A 21,726-nucleotide genomic window follows, 5' to 3' on the forward strand; every position below is an offset into this window, starting at 1 on the left:
CGACAGTGGAACAATCAGACGCTCGGCTGGATCGTATCCGGACCGCTGGATTCGTCATCCGATCGAGCGACCCAGTTGTCACAGCGCCGACAATCGATGAGACTTGGCGCCTTATTGCGGGTTCAGCAGTGACACCTGATGTTACTGTTCCGTTCGCAGATAGCGCTGTTTCTCTGACCGGAGCATGGTTGCAAGTTGTACGCGGCCATCAGATCGTTTCCGTCACCGATGACCTCCTGATAGCCTCTCCATTTCAAGGGAACGGAGCTGACATTCGGGACTGGATCCCAGTCAGGTTGACCGACCGAATCAACCTCAGCTCGATGGTGGACGCGAGGGGGAGCGTGGAGTTCGTCGGCAGATCAATGGACGGAACAAGATACTGCGGCGTGACGGCTGAAGACGATGGCTATTGGGTCATCGCGGGAAAATATCCAATGTCGCGACCGGTGACATGGATCGAGGCGACTAACTGGCCACCTAAAGAATCGACCACGCTAACTGAGATATTAGCGATGATCCGAGGCGGCAGCGATATTCCCCAAATGAAGATTGCTGTGGCCAAGGCATTGCATGAAATATACGGGCTATCTGTGTCCAAGGCTCGCCAAATTACGTCGCTCCTCGACGAATTCCTTTGTCCAATCGTTCCGGAGGATGAGTTGGAGCGCCTTTGGCGATCTGTGGTATCACCTGACGTCATTGACTGACAGCAGTCGAATGGAGTTCCCGATCAGCCGATATCCGGCGGATTCAGGGGATACGTTAAGCATACTTAATTCGATACTAAAAGAGGCAAGGGATCTATTCGAAGAGGGCGATATTGACGAGACGAAATTTGTTCTCGAAGATCTAAGTCTCCGGCTGGGCGGAATGCAAAGCTCTTACGAGGAGATGATGAAGTCTGCGGGAATTTTGCTGCCGTACGCGCCGGAGTGAGTCGTTTTTGTTTGCCAAGGTGACAATAGATCATCCCGCGAAACTGGAAGCGCTACGACTTGAGTGCGCCCAATATTCGGCGAACGCGTCGGCGTTGCTGGGCGCCGAAGGTGATCTCCATGGATAGCGTGACATTAGAAGTTTTAGTAGCGGCGGCAATTCCGCGGGGTATTGCGGGGTCGGACCTCCTTGATAAGGTGCGCCATGCATCTGAAATCAGTGCACTCCCTGCTTCGAGGCCCAATCTCCTTCGTGTGTACAGGCGGAGGTTGAAGCATACGGGTGGCGATCTCGAACTCTTAAGATTGACTGAGGAGCTTGTAGATTTCCTCGCCGCGTATGCACATGATGAATTGGTAATGATCGAAGTATCCGGCCGTAATGGTTACCATACCTTTCTCCTCGCTGATCGCGAATCCTCTGAAATTCTTCACTGGATGCGAATGTTCGGTGAATGGAACAGGGCGCCCGGCAACCAATAGCCGAAGGTCGTTGCGCACCTTTCGGCATGGATATCCGTGACACCTTTCGGCAGCGCTGGTGTACGAGATTCGCCCCGAACCCCCAAACAAGTAGTCGATAGCTCACTATTGGAATAGATGACCTCTCGCCACTGCTTCGAGAACCACCAAAATTGACGCCCGTGCAAATCAAAGAATTCATAGACAGGGTGGGTGGGTAGGAATGGAAATTAGTTCAACTCTAGAGGTAGTCGAGTTTCATCGGTCTGGGCCAGAAACGGCGGAGTGTATTGTTCGATGTTTGTCGGGCGCTGTTGTGGTCGGCGATATCGTAGTTTCTGTTGAGTCTAGTGTCGGCAAGGACATTTCTATCAGTCAATCGATCTCAAGGATTCTTCGATATGGTAAGAGTTGCGATCTTCTCGACCCGCCTCACAACGCCCTGTTGAGTCTTTCTGGGGCGATTCCCGACGGCATTGGCGCGGTGGATACGCTCCTTCTTTACAGGGAGGGTACGCGCGATGGGTGAGAATATTGATGCGAATGAGCGCGCACGGATTCTGGCAGTCCCGTCTACCAGTCCTACTGTGACATTAGCGGTCATTCTGGTACATCCAGCTGTTTCGTTCGAACTGTACATTGAACGCTTGAGGGCATTGATCTCGGCGGCTGTCGACATTTCTCGTACTGTGAACTTCGATGAAGATTCAACAGTCGCGATAGATTCGTTGCCAGAATGGTTTCGGAATATGTCTGACGTAATTGCTGGTGAGGGCGCCAGCAGTTACAGCAATGCGGGTCTGGGTGACCCCTGGGATCCGGAGGAATGGATCTATTGCTTCGACCCCGATCTTCGTGCGTGGGCATGGTGTTACGTCACGGTTCGGGAAGATGGTGTGGCTGTATGGGTTGACACCCTCGGCGAATCACACGTTCCGCACGACGAACTATTGTGGGCACTGTATGTTTCCGGCGCCGAAAGTGTGGATCCGCTATACATGGAGGATGCGACCGTTTGGGAAAATGAAAGCCATTAATACTTGAGGTGATTATGATCTACCTGTGTGAATGTCCATATCTGGATCAAGGTTTGGTCGAACCGGTCGTTTTCGAGAGCGGTCGGCTAGTTGTTATGTGTGATGTGTGTTATACGGTTTGGTGTGATCCAGGCCGTGTTTCCGACGAACCTGACGTCGAGCAATACTTCACCGATCGGGGAGTCACGGAGGTATGTGATGGCGATAGCATTGTCGGCTATCGTAAAGCTGGCTGGGCCGACTTGCAAAATAAATCCGAGTACCCTTGGAAAGGGTACTCGGGTGACCAGTCCTAGCCTCAAATTTTTGGGGCTAAAGCCCGATGTTGAATGTGACTCAAGCGCGCAAGCCAAGGCCAATGCTCCGGTTCTACAGCACGAGCACATCGAGCCCAAGCTGGTCAAGCCCCCGCGCATCGGCGGTGTGGATGCCTATCGCCTATCTCGGCAATGGTGTTTTTCTGGCACCCTTCCTGAAAGGAACTACTCCAACCGACGGGCCGCCGACCACGACCGGTCGAGAGATCCGACCCGCCGGGCGGGAGCAAACTACGCGAACACTTCTGCCAACGAACCAGCGGTCAGCACTCGCTTTGCCCACACACGAAGCTCATCGGCATCAGCGTCCTGAACCCGCTCAGTCACAGCGCTGGGCAATGGACCGAACTTGACGGTCAACAGTTCGCCCAGCATCTCGACACGGCCTGCCACGCGTCCACGGGCCTCTCCACGGGCTTCCCCGCGTACCTCTCCGCGTGCTTCCAGCCGTGCCGCTGTCGTAGGCATCGTGGTGGGTTCGTCGGCTTCTTGGTCATAGCGGAAAGCTACCGTTCGGGCCGACGCGGTGCCGTGGCAGTCTCGACCACGTCGACGCTGCGGCTATTTGAATCGACTAACGGAGATAGCCGAAAGATCCGGCAATGATGTCGGACTGTCATCGGTGTGCGATCCGTATTCGAGCGAACTCAGGAGACCATCCTTTACCCAAAGTGTAATAAATCCGGTCACGGTCCCGTTAGCGTCCGTGACTTCTCCGAATACCGGCAGCTCGCCATCCCCGGCAGGGCCCTTTGATGCTTCGGGGGCGATGCGGAAGTCCAGGCTTTGGGACCCTTTTCCCCAGGCGGCAACCACTTGGACGTGTGAAACTTGGGACACAAAGTTGTCCGCTCCGGGAAATTCTACTGATAGCAACTTTCGAAGAATTGACTCTTCGTGAGTATTGAGGGGACGTGGGCGTACTTGTGCTCTGCTCATTCTTTCCCATCTGCCTGACCACCGATGGTGCTATTAGAGGGTTGGTCGCCGACTTCTATCAGGTCAGGTTCCGGCAGAGTGCGAGGGCGCTCGTCGGTGACCGCGCCGTTCGCGAAGATCCCATCGGCGGAGTCGACCGCTCGTGCCGCCCCTTGCTGCACAACCAGATCGACGCTGGGCGACCCAATTCCCCAAGTCGATACGACCTGCGAATACGGGATCTGTGCTCGGAACTCGTCTGCGCCCGTTCCCCCGCCTGACAGCATTTTGGTGACGACTGCGGATTCGAGGTCGGTCAGTGGGCGTGGCTGAATGGGTGTGCTGCTCATCGGTCTCCTCCTTGTAGAGGGCGAGGATTCCCTCGGCGGTCTTCTTCAGTTCGCGGATGTCGTCGTCGACAAGCGGTGCGACTGGCGCGGTTTCCCGGACGCAAGACCAGAATGTCTAGTGCCGTCCGGCGGACGACGCCTCCGATCGACCCCCGATCAGCTGGCGAAGGCCGTCGTGGAACCGCTGATCAATGCACGGGTCGATGTGAATGTCTTCGCCGCGGCGGGAGTAGAGGTAGCGGCCGTCGCCGCGGACGTCGAACCAGCTCACGTACCTCGGTGGGGCCGGGCGGGGAGTCTGGCAATCGTGGCTGATCTTGACGTGCCCGCTGCTGGTTCGGGGTGCTGCCAACAGTTTGCGCATCCGAATCGACTCCCGGCTTCGGCCTGAGGTCCAGGAATCCTCCGGGTGTCGATCATGCAGGCTCGCCAGGCTTTCCACCATCCCTCCCGCAGTACCGACGGCGCTGCTGCCTGCCACCGATGCCACCATCCGCGGGACGACATTGACCGAGCCGGCGTGAGATCGCCGCTGCCGCTATTGCGATTCTGGCGCTGTGTGATCAGCCTGGCCGCTGATGACGACATCGGCATGTGCTCGTGTTCGGTTGGCAGCGAAGTGAACGTCCTCTGCGGCCATCCAACGCTGCCAGAGCGGCAGGGCCACCTCACCGTCGCGGGCGAGCCCTCGTGCGAGCCTGACCGCGGGGGACGCTTGGACCCAGATCGACAGGGACAACCGGTCACGGACGGCATTCCGGGCAGCGGATACGCCTTCCAGGATCAGGACCTTCGGTGGGACGACGTCGTGCCACTCCGCCAAAGTCTGTGTACCCCAGTCGTATCGCTGATACCGGCCCGCTTGCCCGTTGGCGATGGGTGACAAGATCTGTTGCTCGAGCCGGGGCCACCAATCGAATTGATTGTCCCAGGACGCGAAGTCATCGGTGTGGAGCAGCGTCGCACTGCACGCGGCGGCGAGTTGGGCTGCAAGAGTGGACTTTCCGGCGCCTCCTGGGCCATCTATGGCGACCAATCTGGTTGAGCCGAGTCGCGGTGTGCTGCGTGCAACGAGAACAGCGAGGTCCTCGATGAGCATGGGATCACACTCCTTCGATCAACGAATCGGTGGTGGCGACAGCCTGACGTCCGCACGGGCCATCGTCAAACTGATGTCATGGCGGGCGGTGTCGTGGCGGTTCCGTAGCGGTGGCGTGGCTTCTGGCTTCGGGTCTTCGGGCGGATCGTTGTGGGTAACAGATTCGCACCGCACGGAAGGCGAAACCCGATGCACGCTCCCGCAATTCGCACACCCAACCAGACCGCAACCGATCCTCACGAGCTACTTCATCGCAGCCTCGATATCGGGTTGCAGTTCAAAGCCGGCCGGGAGATCTTCGGACGGCGCAGCACCGCGGGGCAGATCCGCGACCTTCTGGTCGCTGATCTGCCCGTCGAACCGATGACGGATGACGAGGTGTTGGCTGACTTCGTGGACCGGGTGTTGCCGCTGTGCAAGAACGAGGCATCGCCGCGGTTCATGGGTTTCGGTGACACCGGCGATGATCAGCTCGCGCTGGCGGGCAGTGTGCTCGCAACCTTGACTCAGCAGAACATGATCAACCAGTCGTTCGACAGTCCGAGTGCGACTTTCATCGAGATCACGGTTCTCCGGTGGTTGCGGGAGCTGCTCGGCTATGCGAATCCGTTAGTCGCGCAGGTGAATTCCGTGTGGGATGTGGGCGGCATGATCACGCCCGGCGGGACGACCAGCAATACCGTGGCGATGATGCTCGCCCGTGAGGCGAAAGCACCGGGCACGATGCAGTCCGGGATTGTCGATCCGAGCCAGTTCGCGGTGGTCGTGCCGCGGGGGATCGGGCACTACAGCGTGAAAGCCGCGTTGACCTGGATTGGTTGTGGTGCCCACATCATCGACGTCGCTACCGATGGGTTCCGTTACGACACAGACGAACTCGCGCGGATACTGCGGGAGCATCGTGGTCGAGTGATGGCAGTGATCGCCTATGCCGGCGACAGCCGAACGCAGACCGTCGACGACCTGCGTGCCGTGCACGATGTGGTGCGGGAGATCGACGCGAAGATCTGGTTGCACGCGGATGCGTGCTGGGGTTTGCTCGCGGCGTTCAGTCCGAGCCTGCGGGACAAGATCGACGGCATCTCCGAGTTCGACAGCATCACCGTGGACCCCCACAAGATCATGGCAGTGCCGTACGGGCTGAGTGCGTTGCTGGTGCGGGATCCGGCTGTGGTGCGGACGATTTCGACGCACTCAGACCTGATCATGCAGGAAGACTTCGCGTTCGGGCAGGTCACCCCGTTCATCGGCACCAAAGGGTGGATGTCGCTGAAGTTGTGGATGATGATGCTCGGTCGTGGACGGGCAGGCCTGGCGGAGTTGGCTGATCACCGACATGAGGTGGCGAAAACGTTCGCGGCGTTGGTCGATACGCATCCACGGTTGGTGCGGCTCAACAACCCGGACCTTGCGGCAGTGGTGTTCGCGTACCTGCCGGCGGGCATCGAGGCTGGAAATCTGGACGCGGCAGAACTGGGTCGACTCAACCGGCTGAACATCGCGATCCATGCACGGATGCTGGCCGAGGGCCGCTGGCATCTGCATCAATTCACCCTCCCCGATGACCTCGGCCGCCTATGCGCGGGAGCGGTCGTGCATCCGTTGCGGTTCATGGCGAACAATCCCGCGGTCACCGAGGCCCACATGCGTGACGTCCTTGCCTACCTCGACCACCTCGCCCTGGACCTGGACGGAGAAATGCCATGAGTACCAAGAGCTTTCGCGCCGTCTACGAGACCGAGGGCGTCTACGACCAGCTTCTGTTGCGCCACTACTACGGCGGCACCGAAGACATCGACCTGGTGGCGGACTGGCTCACCGAACACCACCATGCCCCAACCGCTTCGCTGGAAGTTGTCGAGTTCGGTTGCGGCACAGGTCGGATCACCGAGACGATCGCGCCCTACGCACGCAACCTTGTGCTCGCCGACTACAGCGAAACAATGGTGAACGCCGTTGCCCAGAAATTCCCTGAGGCTCGGACGATCTGCGCGGATACCAGCGACGCCGTGACCGTGCTCCTGCGGCAGGGCCGGTCGAGCAGTTTTGACCTGGTGACGGCGTTCTGGTCGCTGAGTTACCCGATCGGGGAGTTCTTCGAGGAACTCTCTCCTTCGGGTGTGCGACCTCGACAGGATCAGGCTCGCGCGCAGGCCCGGGCGCGGGAATTCGTGCTCGACCTGGTCCGGTTGGTCGCGCCGGGCGGACACCTGCTCGCCATGTTGTTCGACGCCGAGAGCCCGGAACAGCAGTTGGTGACCCGTGGCTGGGAAGTCGTCGCGCCATTTCCCGATGGTGGCCGCGCCTACACCAGGAACGTACTGGTCGACGCACTCCGCGAAGCCGAAGGTCGAGGTGACGGCACGTTGACACACACGCGCCTCGGGGGAGTGGCATGGGCACCCAGCCGGGATGCGGCGCGTGAGTGGTTCTTCGGGGTGCATTTCAAACACCATCCGCTATTGCTCGATGATCCACAGCTCGCGGAAACGGTGGAGGAGTTCCTCGACCGATACGAGATCGCAGGTGGCGGGGTCGCGCTGCCGAGCGGAGTCCACCTCATCGACTTCCACGCCGCCGCGCACCCGTATGCGTCGCTGCCGATCGGCTTGTCGTCATGACGCCCGAGCTGTTTGCCGCGGCAGCGCAGCTGTGTCGAACATTCACCCCTGCGGGAGGGTACGGACTCGTTTACGGCTCACAGGCCGGCACGGGAGACTCGCGCTCAGATCTGGACCTCGTCTTGGTCGGACGCGATCGCCCTGGTCGCTACCTGATGGACGGCCTGCTGGGCGCGGTTCGGCGCATCCACGATGATTTCGGGTTGGCCGACGACATGGAAGTCGACTACGAGACAAAACTTTTCGCGACCTATGCCGATGTCGATCGTGCGGTGAGTCTGCGGTGCTTTCCGAGGATCGATGGGGTGCTCAGCCCTGATCCGGTGGTTGTCGAAGCGAGCTGGTTGAACTCGCCCGCGTTCGCGCAGCGCCTGGTGCTCAACGCTCTCACCAGCGAGCACGTGTTCCTCGGTGGGAACGTGAGCCGGTATCGCGCTGATCGTGCGCGGGCGGAGCAGGCTGTGGCGGTGCTCGCGATCTCGATGCTCGCGACGCCGGAGATCACAGTTCCGCGTGCGGTGCGGGCGTTGACTGGCGTGGCCGGTGGTGCGCAGGGAAAGGATTTCTTGGGCTACACCCACCCTGCCCGCCTGTGGTCCACGGTCCAGTCGGGGCTGGCGTCGCTGGTCGCTCGGAACCTGGTCGAGGTCGTCGATGGCGCGCGATTCCGCCGGTGCCACGTCAGCCGCAGCTATTCCACTTCACACGCCTGCGACAATGGGCCCACCATCCCCATCGAAAGGAATCCAAGGTGAGCTCTGCCGGTATTGTGCCGCTGCTCGGACGTGTCGCTGCCGCTGTGTCGGAGGCGATCGTGCGAGTCCGCCCGGAAATGGCGGATGCGGACCCGGTAGTGCGACGATCCGATCGGGCCGACTTTCAATCCAACGCCGCGTTGCCGTTGGCGAAGAAGGTCGGGATGCCACCCGCCCAGCTCGGTAGCGAGCTCGCGGCCCATCTCGATCTCAGCGGTGGCGTGATCGCTGATGTGCAGGTGTCGGGCCCCGGATTCTTGAACATCTCCCTCGCTGACCAGGCGATCTGGGAAAGCGTGGCCGCACGGTTGGCTGATGATCGGCTCGGTGTGCCGGCCAGCGAGCATGGGCATCGGGTGGTTATCGACTACTCCGCGCCGAACGTGGCCAAGGAGATGCATGTCGGGCATCTGCGGACCACGATCATCGGTGACAGTCTCGCGAGGGTTTTCGGGTTCCTCGGTGCTGATGTCGTGCGCGCGAATCACCTGGGCGACTGGGGTACCCAGTTCGGGATGTTGATCCAGTACATCGACGAGCATCCCGAATCTTCTTGGCACACAGAAGAACTGGATTCTGAGACGAGTGCGGTGTCGGCGCTGGACAGCCTGTACAAGGCTGCCCGTGCCCAGTTCGACGCCGACCCGGCTTTTGCCGACCGTGCACGAAACCGCGTGGTGGCCTTGCAAGCTGGCGATGCGGACACGGTCGCGCGGTGGCGGGAGATCGTCGCCGAGTCCGAGAAGGCTTTTGGCGCGATCTATGACCGACTCGGTGTCCTGCTCACCCCCGATGACTATGTCGGGGAGTCGTTCTACAACGACCAACTCGCTGACACGGTCACCGAACTCATCGACAAGGGCGTAGCAGTCGACAGCGATGGCGCGATCGTCGTGCTATCGGAACAGGTCACCGGCCCCGATGATCAGCCTGTCGTGCTCATGGCCCGCAAACGCGACGGCGGGTACGGCTACGACAGCACCGACCTGGCCACCATCCGATACCGCATCGCCTCGCTGCACGCAGACCGCCTGCTGTATGTCACCGATTCGCGGCAGGCGTTGCACTTTCAGCTGATCTTCGAAGCCGCCCGGCGAGTCGGGTGGCTCACCGACGCGATCCAAGTCGATCACGTGGCTTACGGCACGATCTTGGGACCGGACGGCAAACCGTTCAAAACCCGTGCGGGAGGAACGGTTCGGTTGATGGGCCTGCTCGACGAGGCCGCCGCCCGTGTCCGCGCTGTGGTCGCCGAAAAGAACCCGGACCTGTCTGGCGCTGAGCTCGACACTATCGCTGAGCAGGCGGGGATCGGTGCGGTCAAGTACGCGGATCTATCGACGTCGCGGGTCAAGGATTACAGCTTCGACCTGGACCGGATGACAACGCTGAACGGCAATACCGGTGTCTACCTGCAGTATGCCCATGCCCGTGTGTGCTCGATCTTGCGAAAGGCTAACGCCCCCACGCAGATCACGGTCGACACTGCCGGTCCGCTCGAACCGGCAGAGCGGGAACTCGCACTGGTCCTGGATGGCTACGGCACCGTGCTGGAGGAGGTGGCTGATGCGTTGGAGCCCCACCGTTTGGCGGGCTATCTCTACGATCTGGCCCGCGCTTACACCACCTTCTACGACCTGTGCCCGGTCATCGCAGCTGATGAGCCGATTCGTTCGAATCGAATCGCGTTGTGCCAGTTGACGGCGCGAACACTGGAACTCGGGTTGGGTCAGTTGGGGATGGCGGCTCCGCAGCGGATGTGACCCCGCGGCCGGACGCTCGCCCGCATCAGCGCGCCGTCCGGCCCAGTCCGTAAACTTGCCGACAAGACCTTCGACGTGGAGAGGACGGACATGGCATCCAGTGGCCCGTTTCCCCGGCAGCCGCCGGACTCGACGTCGGATCCAGATGCCATCGCGCGCAATGATTGGAACGCCTTCGCCGAGATCGAGATCCTTCGCGACCATTGGGCGGTGAAGCAGTGGACGCCAGGTCGCACGGGCTACTACTGGTACCTCACCTTCGATGACTCGGACCTGAACGCACTCGCCGCCGATTGCCAGAAAGCGCTGGCAATCGGTGGGGTTGATCCGGTGCCATTGGATGCGCTGCACCTCACGATGATGGGGGTCGGCGACACGAACGTTGTCTCTGACCAGCAGATCGACGAGCTGGTTTCGTTTGCCCGCGAAAGCCTTTCGGAGGTGAAGCCGTTCGATTTGACCGTGGGACCGTTGAGCGGCTCGCGCAGCGCGATCAGATTCTCGGTCGCGCCATGGGATCCGCTGCTGGACCTGCATCAGATCCTGTCAGTCTGTACGGCACAAGCCTTGCCGAACTCGTCGGCACCGAATTCTTCCCGGTTCCGCCCGCATTTGGGCATCGCCTACAACAACACTGACCGCGCAGCCGCTGCGGTCATCGACGCAGTCGCGGCAGTTCGTACCGCCAGAAGCGTCACCGTGCGGGTGAACCAGGTCGAGCTGGTCGTGTTGCGACGAGATGGCCACGCCTATCGCTGGACGACCCGAGCAGTGCTTGCGCTGGGTGGTTGAATCCGGCTCTCCGGCGCGATCAGGGGTTGGGCCGAACGACGCCACTGCGCCAACCGCTCGGCATAATCGCGCGACGGTGCACGATGCCGGGATTCCAGCAGCGCGCCGAGTTCATCGGCCCGCTGCCACACCGACCTGATCGGACGATCCGAAGACGCGTCGAGAGCCTCGACGCCGAGCCGAACCGCCCGCTCGACTTCCGGGTGGCGTTGCAGGACAAGCGCAGTCGCCACATCCAAGCGCACCAACGTTGCACTCCACACCGAGTCCGACTGCGAAACATGGTCCTCGACCAACTCGCCGAACTCGAGGGCCTTGTCGAATCGCCCGGCCGACAGGAACGCGGTGGCGGCATTGGCCATGAGGCGCGCTTTGCCGTAGGACTCGAAGGTCAGCGCGGGAGTCAGGCCAGGGACCACATTGTGGTGATCCGCCAGCGACATCGCCTGCTCGATAGCGCGCTCGACCTCTACGGTGTCGCCCAGCTTCCCCCAAGCGCGGGCTAACCCGTTGGAATACAACCGGATTGCCTGAGACCCTGAGTCGGCCAGCGCGATCCCTTCCTCGGCCAACGTCACCGACAGCGCGAAATCGCCTGCGTAATACGCGCAAAAGCTCTCAGTTGACTTAACCCACGCCAGCATCTCGCGATCCTCGATCAGCGATGCCAGTACCTGTGCTTCGCGGCAGTACATCCGAGCGCTGCCGAACCGACCACAATTCACCGCCATGTACGCCAGCACTCCCGACAGCCGTGCCGCGATCCGATACAACTGCTCGACATGGGCAGGGTGGCGACGTTGCTGGAGAAGAAGATTCACCCGCTGACGTAGCTCTTGAACCTCGCCCGCGAGATGGCGTGGTCCCTCCGCCTCGTAACGGTCGACGACGTCGCCGAGCGCAAGACTCAGCCCGTCGACGAGATCACCATCACCACGCAGCTCGGCAAGCTGATGCAGCCGACCGACGATCGCATCCGACCTGTCGAACTGACCGACATCCGGCACGATGGTGGGCGAAACCGCAGATCGGGCAGACTCGAACCGATGGCGCTGACCGTCGTCCAGACGCGCCAGTAGGGTGTCCATCGCGGCGGCGTGCTGGTTCGTGAGTGTGATTGTGGCACCGCGCCTTTCCCACTTGCGAACAACCGACTCCGTAAATCCGAGACGTTCGGCCAGATCCGCTTGCGTGATCCGCAACGCGGCAGTACGCATCGCGCGGACCTCAGCGCCGGTCCAAGCTGTGACAGCCACGCCAACCCCCCGCTCTTCGCAATGCGACGACTCGCCAGGTTCTAGGGTAGAACCTCCTGAGGCTGAACGTCGACGCCTTTCGGCAACCGAGCCCGTATCTCTGTCCCACTGCCAGCCAGATCGACTTAGTCAACCTCATCGTCGGCCGCCTCAACTGACCCGCGCAATCGACCCGAAGCTGCTATTCGAGGCGCCGTTCACCGCTGCGGTGCCGCAGACGTTTGCGCGGGAGCGTAGTCCTCATACCGGTTGATCGACCGGTGCCTGCTGTACGGGCCGAATGGCGACGGCGGTGCCGTAGGCCGCCACCTCGCTCAGCGAGCCGGCGATCCCGTTGCAATCGAACCGCATCGCGATGATCGCATTGGCACCGAAAGCCATGCCGTGCTGGCACATTCGCATGATCGCCTCGTATCGGGCCTGGTACAGCAGTTTCGTGTACTCGGGGACCTCGCCGCCGCTGATCGAGCGGAAGCCAGCTGAAAAGCTGTTCCCGATACCGAGGGTGCGCACCGTCAGCCCCGCGACTTCACCGAATACCCGCACCACTTCGTGGCCTGGTACGTCGTTCATCGTCGACACGAGAATCGGGAACTGTTGTCCGGTCGGCGGCGGTGTGCCGTGGGGTGGCATCGACTGTGTTAGCGGTGGCTGGTTCATTGCTTCAGCGTATGTGCGCCATGGACATCCGGGCGCTAAACGTCGGCCGAACTGGTCGTAAGTCATTTCGGCTGAGCTACTTTCGCGCCATGCCGATGGACCGAGGTTGAGTTAGCTGAGAGTGTGCTGCGGGTATCCTTTGTGCGTCCTGGTCGACAGAGACGTTCGTCTCATCAGAGTCGGAGGTTCGTGCACACATGGTTCAGCATCGCTCGGTTCCGCGGCCGGCGGTACTCACGCCCAGCGCTGCGACATCGCAATTCCGTCCGGTCCTGCTCGACGCGTCCAGACCGGAAGGACTGCGTGAGCTGGAAGCGCTGGCAGCGTCGAGTTCTGTTGGGGCAGTGCAGGACACGATCGAAGAGCAGCTCGACGAACTGATCCGCTGCCAGGATCCTGCTGCCGCGCAGACGACGGGATCGCTGGCGGCGATGCGCGAGCGGATCTGTGGCGAGACGCCGTTGTGGCGGTGGGGTACGTGGGTGTTCTACCCGTGGAGTGGCCGATTGGTACATGTGTTGCCGCGCAACGACTTCCAGCAGCTGCGCACCGATCGAAATCGCAACAAGATCGACCGGGCGCAACAGGCAGACCTGCGTGAGCGGCGGATCGGTGTGGTGGGGCTGTCGGTGGGCAACAGTGCCGCGGTGACGCTGGCGATGGAAGGGGTCGGCGGATCGTTCCGGTTGGCCGACTTCGACACTCTCGGATTGTCGAATCTGAACCGGCTGCGGGCGGGGATAGGTGATCTCGGCGTGTCCAAGGCGGTGCTGGCCGCGCGTCAGATGTTCGAGATCGACCCCTATCTCGACATCGAGGTGTTCACCGACGGGTTGACCGAGGAGTCGATCGGGCCGTTCTTCGACGGAACCGGTGGCACGCTGGATCTGTTGGTGGAGGAATGCGACACCGTGTGGGCGAAGGTCGCCGCCCGTGAGTACGCGCGCAGCCGCGGAATCCCCGTTCTGATGGACGCCAACGATCGCGGCCTGCTGGATGTGGAGCGTTTCGATCGCGAACCCGATCGTCCGCTGTTCCACGGCCGCGGCGGCGGGTCGACCTCAGCTGATGTCGCGAAGATGAACCAGGGCGAGCTGCTGTCGTTTCTGCTGGCAGTGGTCGATGAGCCGCGGCTGAGTCCGGCGATGCGCGAGGCTGTCGGGGAGATCGGTCGGAGCTTGTCCAGCTGGCCGCAACTCGCTTCCGGGGTGATGCTCGGGGGCGCCTTGGTCGCGGACACGGCTCGCCGGATTCTGCTCGGAGAGGAGATCCCGTCGGGGCGCACGTATATCGACCTCGACGAGCTCATCCCCGCGATGGACCCACAGACCGCCTTCGTGCGGGCGATGGCAGCAGTCCGGTGACGGTCGATCTGAGCAACGTGGAACTGGTCGGAGCGCGGCTGCGGTTGCGTGAGCTGGAAGCCGGTGACCTGGGTGTCTATCAGCGGATCTTCACCGACGCGAACCTGACCAGATATATGGGCACCGACAGCATGGGTGTCCGGGCGGCCGCAGCCGCGTTCGACGCCACCCTGCGCTCCCGCTTCGAGACCCCGCGCCGCAAGTACACGCTCGCGATCACCGCACCGGGCGAGGACACCATGGTCGGCACCATCAGCCTGCTGGTCGAGGACTTCGGCAGCAACGCGATGATCGGCGGACTGGTCGTGGTCCCGGAAACGGCGTTGCGTGCGGGCGGCATCGAGGCGGCGCGACTCATGGCGGCATTCGCCTTCGGACCGTTGGGGATTCACCGGGTGTGGGCCGGGCACCGAGACGATCATCCGGTGATGGACACGGTCATGTCGGGAGTGGGCTTGACGCCGGAGGCGCGGCTGCGACAGCTGTACCGCACCCAGGGTCGGTGGCGCGACGTGTGCACCTATGCCGCGCTGCGCCCGGAATGGGTTGCCACGGCGACCCCTGCCGAACGTCGAATCCTGGCCTTACGGCCCGCAACGGCAAGACAACACGCCACCGCGTGTCGGTCCTGAACTCTGCCGAATCGGGCTCGGGGCGCGCCACCGCGCGATAGCATCGCCGACTACAGGCTCGTGCAATCACCCTGCCCGAAACGCGGAGCGGCCGGCGACGGGAGGGGCTCCACCGCCGGCGAGAATCCGAAGCTGAGATCACAAATGGCAGTGCTGATCGACTCCGATTACTTCACGCCTTCCGACCGGCGCGAGGCGGTCACCGCGATCCTGCAGGAAGCCGATATCGGGGCGAACCTGCAGATGTGGGATTCGGCCGCCGAGGTGGTCAGTCGGCACCAAGCATGGATGCTGGGGCCGATCGCGCTCACGCGTTCGGAGGTGTCCGGTCACCAGGTCAGCCGAACCCGTCGGCATGAAAGATCCACGCCCAGCGACACATTGACGGTGACCGTGCAGACCGGGCAGGTCCGCAGGCACGAACAGTTCGGTGCGCAAACGCTGATCGAACCCGGCGCGTGCGAAGTGATCGACCTGGCCCCTGCCTTCGCCTCCGGGTGGCATGGTCTGGGCGGAACCCTGTGCCTGCAGCTGTCGCGAGACCGCCTGGGGATTTCCGCGGAAACGGTCATCGCGGCCCACGGCCGGTTGGCGGCATCGCCGCTGTATCCGATGGTCACCGCGCAGATCCAGCATCTGGTCGCCATCGCCGACCAACTCGAAACCGATCCTGCCGCCGCGTCGGTGGGTGAGTCGTGTCTGGAAATGGTTCGGGCGCTGCTGATCTCGGCGGCCGGGCGCGGGCCCGGTGACGGCGGCGCCATCCCGGACCAACTGCTGATCGAGCAGATCCTGGGGTATGTGCGGGCACACCTGTCCGATTCGGGTTTGAAGATCCCCGAAATCGCCGCCGCCAACAATATTTCCGTGCGGCACCTGTTCAAGGTGTGCGCGCAGTCGGGCATCAGTCTCGAACAATGGATCATCGAACACCGCCTGGCCCGCGCCCGCGACATGCTGATCGACAGGGGCTACGCGCACCGGTCCATCGCGTCGGTGGCCGGTGCCGTGGGTTTCCGCGATGCCGCCCACTTCGCCCGGCGATTCCGGGAAACGTACGGCATGACGCCCCGTGACTGGCGCCGCAGTGCCACCGAGGCGGACAACCCGCCGAAATAGCCGGGCTTCCCGCCCGACTGCAAGCACGTTTGTGCGTGCACAGTCAGGTGCCGTGCAGTCACAGCCTCCTGTGACGACGCGATTCCCGATACCTTTCGAATGTGGCTGCGGGAGAACGCATCAGGCGGGGAGTGTTCGCCGACGGACACCCGCACCGATGCGATCCGTGCTGAGGGCATCGAGAGAGGGAGACCATGTCGACGATCGGAAGAGCAATTCGGGCAGCGAGGATGGCCTCCGGGTTCACCCAGGCGGAGCTGGCCGACTGGATCGGAATCGCGGACGGAAACCAGATCAGCCGGTGGGAACGCGGTGTGGTGACCCCCAGTGGCGACAGTGTGTGCGAGTTGTCCAGAGTGCTGGGGGTGCGCCTCGACACCTCCGCCAGAGGTGCGGTGTCGTGTTGATCTCACTGCGTGGTGACGCACGAGGAACGAGTGTTCGTCGAACTTCTCACACCGCGAGTCGGCACGTGTGGTGCGTGGATTCCGCGTTGGAATCCACTAGTGGGATCGCGGAGATCAGCGTGCGGGTGTAGTCGTGGGACGGGGAACTCAGCACGGTGCTGGTCGGACCGTCTTCGATGACCACCCCGTTTCTGAGCACGACGATCCGATCGGCGATCGCCTCCGCGACCGCGAAATCATGGGTGATCACAATTCCGGCGAGGCCGCGTCGGCGTCTGATCTGGGTGAGCAGATCGAGCACATCGCGTTGAATGCGTGCGTCGAGTGAACTGGTCGGCTCGTCGGCGACGAGAACCTCTGGGTCAAGCGCCAAGGCTCGGGCGATGGCGACCCGCTGCTGTTGTCCGCCGGACAGTTCGCGCGGGCGCCGATCCGCGAATTCCGCGCCGAGTCCGACTTCGGCGAGGAGTTCGCGCACCCGCCGATCGCGGTCGGCGGGGGACAGGTCGGTGTGGACCCGCAGCGGCAATTCCACGGATCGGCGCACCGTGTGTTCGGGGTTGAGCGAGGACGCGGGGTTTTGGAAGACGATGCCGATCACAGCGCCGAGCGCCCGTCGGCCCGAGGCACGACGCACCGGCAGGTCCACGTCGGCGACTGTCGCCGTTCCGCCGGTCAAAGGCTCGAGCCCGGCGACGACCCGGCCCAGCGTCGACTTGCCCGCTCCGGATTCGCCCACGAAGGCCACCATCTCGCCCGCGCGAACAGTCACTGAAACATCACGCAGCGCAGCGACTTTCGTGCGGCCGCGATAGGTTACGCTCGCCTTCTCCACCCGCACCACCGGTTCACCGAATTCGCGGTGCTCGGGGGCTTTCGTGCCGTCCAGGCGGGCGACCGCGTCCACGAGGCTGCGGGTGTAGTCCGATTCGGGTGCTCCCAGTACCGCCTTCACCGACCCCTGCTCGGCGATGGCGCCCTCGAACATGACCGCTACCTGATCGGCCGAGTCGGCGACCACGCCCATGTCATGAGTGATGAGCAGTGTGCTGCAGTCTGTTTCAGCACGGACCTCGCGCAGCAGGTCGAGGATTTCCCGCTGCACCAAGGCATCGAGGGCTGTGGTCGGTTCGTCCGCGATGATCAGTTCCGGCTCGTGCGCCAGTGCCATCGCGATCATCGCGCGCTGCAACTGCCCACCCGACACCTGATGCGGATAGGACCGCGCCACCCGCTCCGGATCGGGCAGCCGCACCCGCTCGAGCAATTCGGTGACGCGGGCGCGGCGCTGTGCCCGCGACAGGCGCAGTCTGGCCGCCAGCACCTCGCCGATCTGGGCGCCGACGGCGTGCACCGGGTCGAACGCCGAGGACGGATTCTGGAACACCACCCCCACCGATTCCAGCCGGAACCGGCGCAGCTGCGGTGGTGTCAATCGCAGCAGATCCACCGAAGGGCCGTTCGCGGAACGGAACTCGATGGATCCCGACGCTGTCAGGCCCCGGCCGAGAAGCCCGAGGACTGCCAGCGTCGTCACCGACTTGCCCGCGCCGGACTCACCGACCAGCGCGAGCACCTCACCCCGCGGCACCTCGAACGACACATTGCGCACGAGGATGCCGCGGGGACCGCGAACGGTCAGATTCTGAACCGACAGCAGGGCTTGTCCGGAGTCGACACTCATGGCAGCAGCGAGATCCGGAAGTAGTTCGGGTAGGACGGGAAAGGTGGCACGAGGAAGTTGGCGACGCCCGCGCCGTAGATCCAGGTGTTCACCGAATTGATCAAGGGAACATTCGGTGCCAGCGCGGTGATCGCCCGATCGGCCTTCGCCCATGCGGCCTTGGCCGCGGCCGGATCCACTTGCCGCGCGGCGTTATCGATCGCCGCGTCGACGGTGGGGTCGGACAACCGGGCCGCGTTGTATCCGCCGCGGCCGATCTCCTTCGACGAGAAGCTGGGCTGCAGCATCGAATACGGTGACGGGAAGTCCGCCTGCCACCGCGACAGCGCCAGGTCGTACCCCGAGCCGTCCTGGTGCATCGTGATGTCGGTGTAGGTGGGGCGGTCGACGGTGCGCAGCGTCACCCGGATCCCGGCCCGCTGCCAACCGGCTTGCAGCGCCTGCGCCTGGGCCACGACCTCAGCCGAATTCTGGTGCACCAGCACCAGATCCACGCCGTTCGCGTGCCCCGCTTCGGCGAGCAAGGTCTTGGCCTTCTCGACATCCCCGGTCTCCGGGGCGGGCAGGACGTCGAACTTCTCGTAGCCCTCGAGCGCGGGCGGGATGTTCGTCGTCGCGATCGACCCGCGGTTCTTGCCGCCGCTGGCGACCAGGTAGGAGGCCTTGTCGGTGGCTAGATTGATCGCCTGCCGGACGCGCAAGTCGGCCAGCAGCGGCTTGGCAGTATTGATGGCCACCTGGTCGATCGAACCGCCACCGGCCTCCGCGGTGCGGCTCTTCGCGGACGGATTCGCCGTCAGCGCTGCCAGTTGCGAGGCGGGCACCGGACCGGCGAATGAGAACCGGCCGTCACCGGAACCGTGGATCACCGACTGGACCGAAGTCTCCTTGGACACACCGAGTTTGAAGATCACCTTGTCGGGACCCGCGGTGCGGTTGGGGTCGGTGCCGGGGTCCCAGTGCGGGTTTCGTTCGAGCACGACCTGGCCGTCGGCACGATCGGCGATGCGGTAGGGGCCCGTCGCCACCGGTGCGCGACCGTAGGTCTGCGGGTTGTCCTTCGCCTTCGGGACCGGCGCGAAGGCGGGCTGCGACACGATCCACGGCCAGTCGCCGAACGCCTGCGTCAGCTTGAACACCAGCGTCGAATCATCGGGTGTCTCGATGGAATCCAGGTGCTTGCCGTCGTAGGGACCCGCATAGTTGTCGCCACCCACGAGAAACTGCTTGTGGTAGTTGAAGCCGCCCGCCAGCAGCGGCGCGAACGACCGTTCGAGGCCGTACTTGACGTCGCCCGCGGTGACCGGGGTCCCGTCCTCGAACTTCAGTCCCGGCTTGAGTGTGTACTTCCAGGTCTGCCCGCCGTCGGTCGTCGTCCCGGTGTCGGTGGCCAGATCGGGCACGGGAACAACGGGTTTGCCCGGTTCGGAGCTCCAGGTGGTGAGCCTACGGTTGAACAGCGACTGGGTGGTGATCGCGAGGTTCGACGACTTCGCGGGATCCAGATCCAAATTGGCGCTTTCGACGGGAATCGTCAGGGTTCCGCCTCGCTTGAACTCCGTGGACCCGGCATTACCCGAATCCTGCGTGTTCGCCCCGCATCCCGCGAGCACTGTCACCAGCGTCGCGGCAATCGCAACAGACTTGATTCTCATCGACCTACCATTCTCGGATCCAATATTCGAACAACTGTGTCCACCAACAGGTTTCCCGCCACGACCAAGAAGGCCGAGAAGACTGTCATGCCCACGACCACCGGCAGATCGACCTGGCTCACGCCGTCGAGCATCAGCCGTCCCAAGCCGGGCATCCCGAACACGGTTTCGGTGATGACCGCGCCACCCAGCAGCAGGCTCACCTCGATCCCGAAGTAGGTCAGCACCGGCACCGCGCCGTTGCGCAGCCCGTGTCGCAGCAGAATCCGGCGCTCGGGCAGGCCGTTGGCGCGCGCGGTGCGGATGTAGTCCTGACCGAGGGCGTCGATCAGGTTCGATCGGGTGAGCCGCACGTAGACACCGGCGCCGGTCCAGGCCAGCACGAACCACGGCGCGACCAGATGCCACGCCCAGTCGACCGGATCGGTGGTGAACGGCACGTAGCCGCCCACCGGGATCATGTCGAGCTGGAAACCGAACACGTAGATGGCCAGCAAGCCGACCAGATACGTCGGCATGGACAGCCCGATCGCGCTCACATCGGTGAGGACCTTGTCCCAGCGTGAGCCCTCCCGCACCGCGGCCACCAGCCCCAGGCCCACACCGGACACCAGGAGCAGCACCGCCGCACCCAGCGTCACCGAGAGGGTGACCGGGAGGCGTTCGCCGATCAACGCGAGGACCGTCTGGTTCTCCTGGAACGAATAGCCCAGACACGGTGCGGCGCACTCGATCACGTTGCCTCCCTCACCGAAGGATCGGCCGACGAGCAACCCGGCGAGGAAATCCCAGCACTGCTCGTACCACGAGCGGTCCAGGCCCATGAACTCGTGGGCGCGCTGCAAAGTGCCTGGCGTGCAAGGCTTTCCGCACGCCAACTGGGCCGGATCGGCAGGCAGGAAATAGAACACCAGATAGGTGAGCAGCGCGACGACCACCAGCACTGCCACCGCCTCGGCCGCGTGGCGCGCGAGGGCGAACGACCGGTTCATGCGACCGACTTCCACGCAGGAGTGGCCAGTCGCTGACGCAGCGCCTCACCGATCTCGTTGATCGCCAAGGTGATCAGCACCAGCGCCGCCCCGGGAAACAGCAGATACCACGGGTCGGTCTGTACCCAGTTGATCGAATCGCCGATGCTGCGGCCCCACGACGGGGTCGGCGCGGGTACCCCCACACCCAGAAACGACAGTGCCGCTTCGGTTCCGATGAACGCGGGCACATACAGCGTGAGAAACACGATGACCGTGCCTCGCAGGTTCGGCAGCAGTTCCCGGACCAGAATGTGCCAGGTCGACGCGCCGGTCGCCTCGGCGTAGCGGACGAAATCGCGGTTGCGCAGGGTCATGGTCTGCGAGCGGATCACCCGCGCCCCACCGGCCCAGCCGAAGATCGCCATCACCGCGATCACCAGCGCCACCCTCGACGCGTCCGGCGGCACCACCGCGCCCAGCGCGATCATGAACAGCAACGCTGGAAAACCGAACAGCACGTTGGTGATTCCCGAGACGACCCGATCGAGCCACCCGCCGAAATAGCCTGCGGTGAGCCCGATGACGAGCACGGCCACCGTGGTGAGCAGCGCGCTGACCACTCCGACCAGCAGTGAGGTTCGCGCGCCGTACACGACGATGGCGAACAGGTCGCGCCCGCTCAACGGCTCCACTCCGAACCAGTGCTCGGCGCTGATACCGCCGAAAGCACCGGCCGGCGCGCTGTCGGGACCGAGCGTTTCGGGGTGGTACGTGTACGGATCCACCCCGATCGCGGCGGTGATCACCGGCGCACCCACCGCGAGAACCACGATCAGCGCGACCACGACGATCGACGTCGCAGCGCGCGGCGTGAGGGATCGGAAGGCCCGAATCGGCTGCGGCATAGACGGAATCGTAAGTTC

Annotated in this window: 22 protein-coding genes and 1 pseudogene; 13 read left to right on the forward strand and 10 right to left on the reverse strand. The window is 63.2% G+C overall.

Translation table 11 applies throughout. From position 1 onward, the window contains the following. Positions 1-5: 5 nt before the first annotated feature. From ACFWU5_RS09325 to ACFWU5_RS09335, 3 genes are all read left to right on the forward strand, one after another. The gene (locus ACFWU5_RS09325) at positions 6-710 is read left to right on the forward strand and encodes a hypothetical protein (RefSeq protein ID WP_379266726.1); all 705 of its coding nucleotides are present in this window, start codon (positions 6-8) and stop codon (positions 708-710) included. Positions 711-1,058: 348 nt separating this feature from the next. Continuing rightward, positions 1,059-1,421 (forward strand): hypothetical protein, encoded by a 363-nt coding sequence (locus ACFWU5_RS09330; protein WP_379266727.1) that lies wholly within the window; start codon positions 1,059-1,061, stop codon positions 1,419-1,421. 500 nt (positions 1,422-1,921) lie between these two features. Further along, positions 1,922-2,437 (forward strand): hypothetical protein, encoded by a 516-nt coding sequence (locus ACFWU5_RS09335; protein ID WP_379266728.1) that lies wholly within the window; start codon positions 1,922-1,924, stop codon positions 2,435-2,437. 1,252 nt (positions 2,438-3,689) lie between these two features. Here the strand turns inward: ACFWU5_RS09335 and ACFWU5_RS09340 are convergent. The 3 genes from ACFWU5_RS09340 to ACFWU5_RS09350 all read right to left on the reverse strand — a co-directional run bounded on the left by ACFWU5_RS09340 (position 3,690) and on the right by ACFWU5_RS09350 (position 5,121). Then, positions 3,690-4,022 (reverse strand): hypothetical protein, encoded by a 333-nt coding sequence (locus ACFWU5_RS09340; protein WP_379266729.1) that lies wholly within the window; start codon positions 4,020-4,022, stop codon positions 3,690-3,692. Between the two features lie 115 nt (positions 4,023-4,137). Then, positions 4,138-4,503: a hypothetical protein gene (locus ACFWU5_RS09345; RefSeq protein WP_379266730.1), complete on the reverse strand. Its 366-nt coding sequence runs from the start codon at positions 4,501-4,503 to the stop codon at positions 4,138-4,140. A 57-nt stretch (positions 4,504-4,560) separates the two neighbouring features. Then, entirely contained in the window at positions 4,561-5,121 is a 561-nt protein-coding gene (locus ACFWU5_RS09350) for a uridine kinase (protein ID WP_379266731.1), read from the reverse strand. Between the two features lie 189 nt (positions 5,122-5,310). On the opposite strand from ACFWU5_RS09350, the gene ACFWU5_RS09355 reads away from it, so the two are divergent. The 5 genes from ACFWU5_RS09355 to ACFWU5_RS09375 all read left to right on the forward strand — a co-directional run bounded on the left by ACFWU5_RS09355 (position 5,311) and on the right by ACFWU5_RS09375 (position 11,052). After that, positions 5,311-6,828: a pyridoxal phosphate-dependent decarboxylase family protein gene (locus tag ACFWU5_RS09355; protein WP_379266732.1), complete on the forward strand. Its 1,518-nt coding sequence runs from the start codon at positions 5,311-5,313 to the stop codon at positions 6,826-6,828. Further along, on the forward strand, positions 6,825-7,742 hold the full coding sequence (locus tag ACFWU5_RS09360) for a methyltransferase (RefSeq protein WP_379266733.1): 918 nt from the start codon (positions 6,825-6,827) through the stop codon (positions 7,740-7,742). The genes ACFWU5_RS09355 and ACFWU5_RS09360 overlap by 4 nt, the downstream gene beginning before the upstream one ends. A 122-nt stretch (positions 7,743-7,864) precedes the next feature. Continuing rightward, positions 7,865-8,497, forward strand: a complete 633-nt coding sequence (locus ACFWU5_RS09365) for a hypothetical protein (RefSeq protein WP_379266734.1) — start codon at positions 7,865-7,867, stop codon at positions 8,495-8,497. Beyond that, positions 8,494-10,260, forward strand: coding sequence for an arginine--tRNA ligase (gene argS, locus ACFWU5_RS09370; protein WP_379266735.1), 1,767 nt, complete (start codon positions 8,494-8,496; stop codon positions 10,258-10,260). Before ACFWU5_RS09365 ends, argS begins: the two co-directional genes overlap by 4 nt. Positions 10,261-10,350: 90 nt before the next feature. Then, on the forward strand, positions 10,351-11,052 hold the full coding sequence (locus ACFWU5_RS09375) for a 2'-5' RNA ligase family protein (protein ID WP_379266736.1): 702 nt from the start codon (positions 10,351-10,353) through the stop codon (positions 11,050-11,052). Here ACFWU5_RS09375 and ACFWU5_RS09380 read toward each other — a convergent pair. Then, positions 11,010-11,873 (reverse strand): hypothetical protein, encoded by an 864-nt coding sequence (locus tag ACFWU5_RS09380; RefSeq protein WP_379266921.1) that lies wholly within the window; start codon positions 11,871-11,873, stop codon positions 11,010-11,012. The genes ACFWU5_RS09375 and ACFWU5_RS09380 overlap by 43 nt on opposite strands. Positions 11,874-11,906: 33 nt before the next feature. On the opposite strand from ACFWU5_RS09380, the gene ACFWU5_RS09385 reads away from it, so the two are divergent. Continuing rightward, positions 11,907-12,131 (forward strand): hypothetical protein, encoded by a 225-nt coding sequence (locus tag ACFWU5_RS09385; RefSeq protein WP_379266922.1) that lies wholly within the window; start codon positions 11,907-11,909, stop codon positions 12,129-12,131. Positions 12,132-12,170: 39 nt separating this feature from the next. Here ACFWU5_RS09385 and ACFWU5_RS09390 read toward each other — a convergent pair. Both ACFWU5_RS09390 and ACFWU5_RS09395 read right to left on the reverse strand, forming a co-directional pair. Continuing rightward, positions 12,171-12,269: pseudogene (locus ACFWU5_RS09390) on the reverse strand (helix-turn-helix domain-containing protein); the annotation flags it as partial. A 279-nt stretch (positions 12,270-12,548) separates the two neighbouring features. After that, the gene (locus ACFWU5_RS09395; protein ID WP_379266737.1) at positions 12,549-12,968 is read right to left on the reverse strand and encodes a YbjQ family protein; all 420 of its coding nucleotides are present in this window, start codon (positions 12,966-12,968) and stop codon (positions 12,549-12,551) included. A gap of 197 nt (positions 12,969-13,165) precedes the next feature. Between ACFWU5_RS09395 and ACFWU5_RS09400 the strand changes: the two genes are divergently transcribed. From ACFWU5_RS09400 to ACFWU5_RS09415, 4 genes are all read left to right on the forward strand, one after another. Continuing rightward, on the forward strand, positions 13,166-14,332 hold the full coding sequence (locus ACFWU5_RS09400) for a ThiF family adenylyltransferase (protein ID WP_379266738.1): 1,167 nt from the start codon (positions 13,166-13,168) through the stop codon (positions 14,330-14,332). Beyond that, the gene (locus tag ACFWU5_RS09405; protein ID WP_379266739.1) at positions 14,329-14,964 is read left to right on the forward strand and encodes a GNAT family N-acetyltransferase; all 636 of its coding nucleotides are present in this window, start codon (positions 14,329-14,331) and stop codon (positions 14,962-14,964) included. The genes ACFWU5_RS09400 and ACFWU5_RS09405 overlap by 4 nt, the downstream gene beginning before the upstream one ends. A 144-nt stretch (positions 14,965-15,108) precedes the next feature. Next, positions 15,109-16,083 (forward strand): helix-turn-helix transcriptional regulator, encoded by a 975-nt coding sequence (locus ACFWU5_RS09410; RefSeq protein WP_379266740.1) that lies wholly within the window; start codon positions 15,109-15,111, stop codon positions 16,081-16,083. A 194-nt stretch (positions 16,084-16,277) separates the two neighbouring features. Further along, positions 16,278-16,490, forward strand: a complete 213-nt coding sequence (locus ACFWU5_RS09415) for a multiprotein-bridging factor 1 family protein (RefSeq protein ID WP_379241594.1) — start codon at positions 16,278-16,280, stop codon at positions 16,488-16,490. A gap of 46 nt (positions 16,491-16,536) precedes the next feature. Here ACFWU5_RS09415 and nikE read toward each other — a convergent pair whose 3' ends face one another. From nikE to ACFWU5_RS09435, 4 genes are read right to left on the reverse strand one after another with little or no spacing between them, the layout of a single operon-like run. After that, positions 16,537-18,174 carry a nickel ABC transporter ATP-binding protein NikE gene (gene nikE / locus ACFWU5_RS09420; protein ID WP_379266741.1) on the reverse strand — a complete coding sequence of 546 codons (1,638 nt, stop codon included), beginning with the start codon at positions 18,172-18,174 and terminating at the stop codon, positions 16,537-16,539. Beyond that, positions 18,171-19,829: an ABC transporter substrate-binding protein gene (locus ACFWU5_RS09425; RefSeq protein ID WP_379266742.1), complete on the reverse strand. Its 1,659-nt coding sequence runs from the start codon at positions 19,827-19,829 to the stop codon at positions 18,171-18,173. Before ACFWU5_RS09425 ends, nikE begins: the two co-directional genes overlap by 4 nt. Further along, positions 19,826-20,821 carry an ABC transporter permease gene (locus tag ACFWU5_RS09430; protein ID WP_379266743.1) on the reverse strand — a complete coding sequence of 332 codons (996 nt, stop codon included), beginning with the start codon at positions 20,819-20,821 and terminating at the stop codon, positions 19,826-19,828. The genes ACFWU5_RS09425 and ACFWU5_RS09430 overlap by 4 nt, the downstream gene beginning before the upstream one ends. Then, a complete protein-coding gene (locus ACFWU5_RS09435; protein WP_379266744.1) occupies positions 20,818-21,708 on the reverse strand; it encodes an ABC transporter permease in 891 nt (296 codons plus the stop codon). Before ACFWU5_RS09435 ends, ACFWU5_RS09430 begins: the two co-directional genes overlap by 4 nt. Positions 21,709-21,726 lie beyond the last annotated feature (18 nt).

It is taken from the genome of Nocardia sp. NPDC058640 (assembly GCF_042716995.1).
Classification (GTDB): Bacteria; Actinomycetota; Actinomycetes; order Mycobacteriales; family Mycobacteriaceae; genus Nocardia.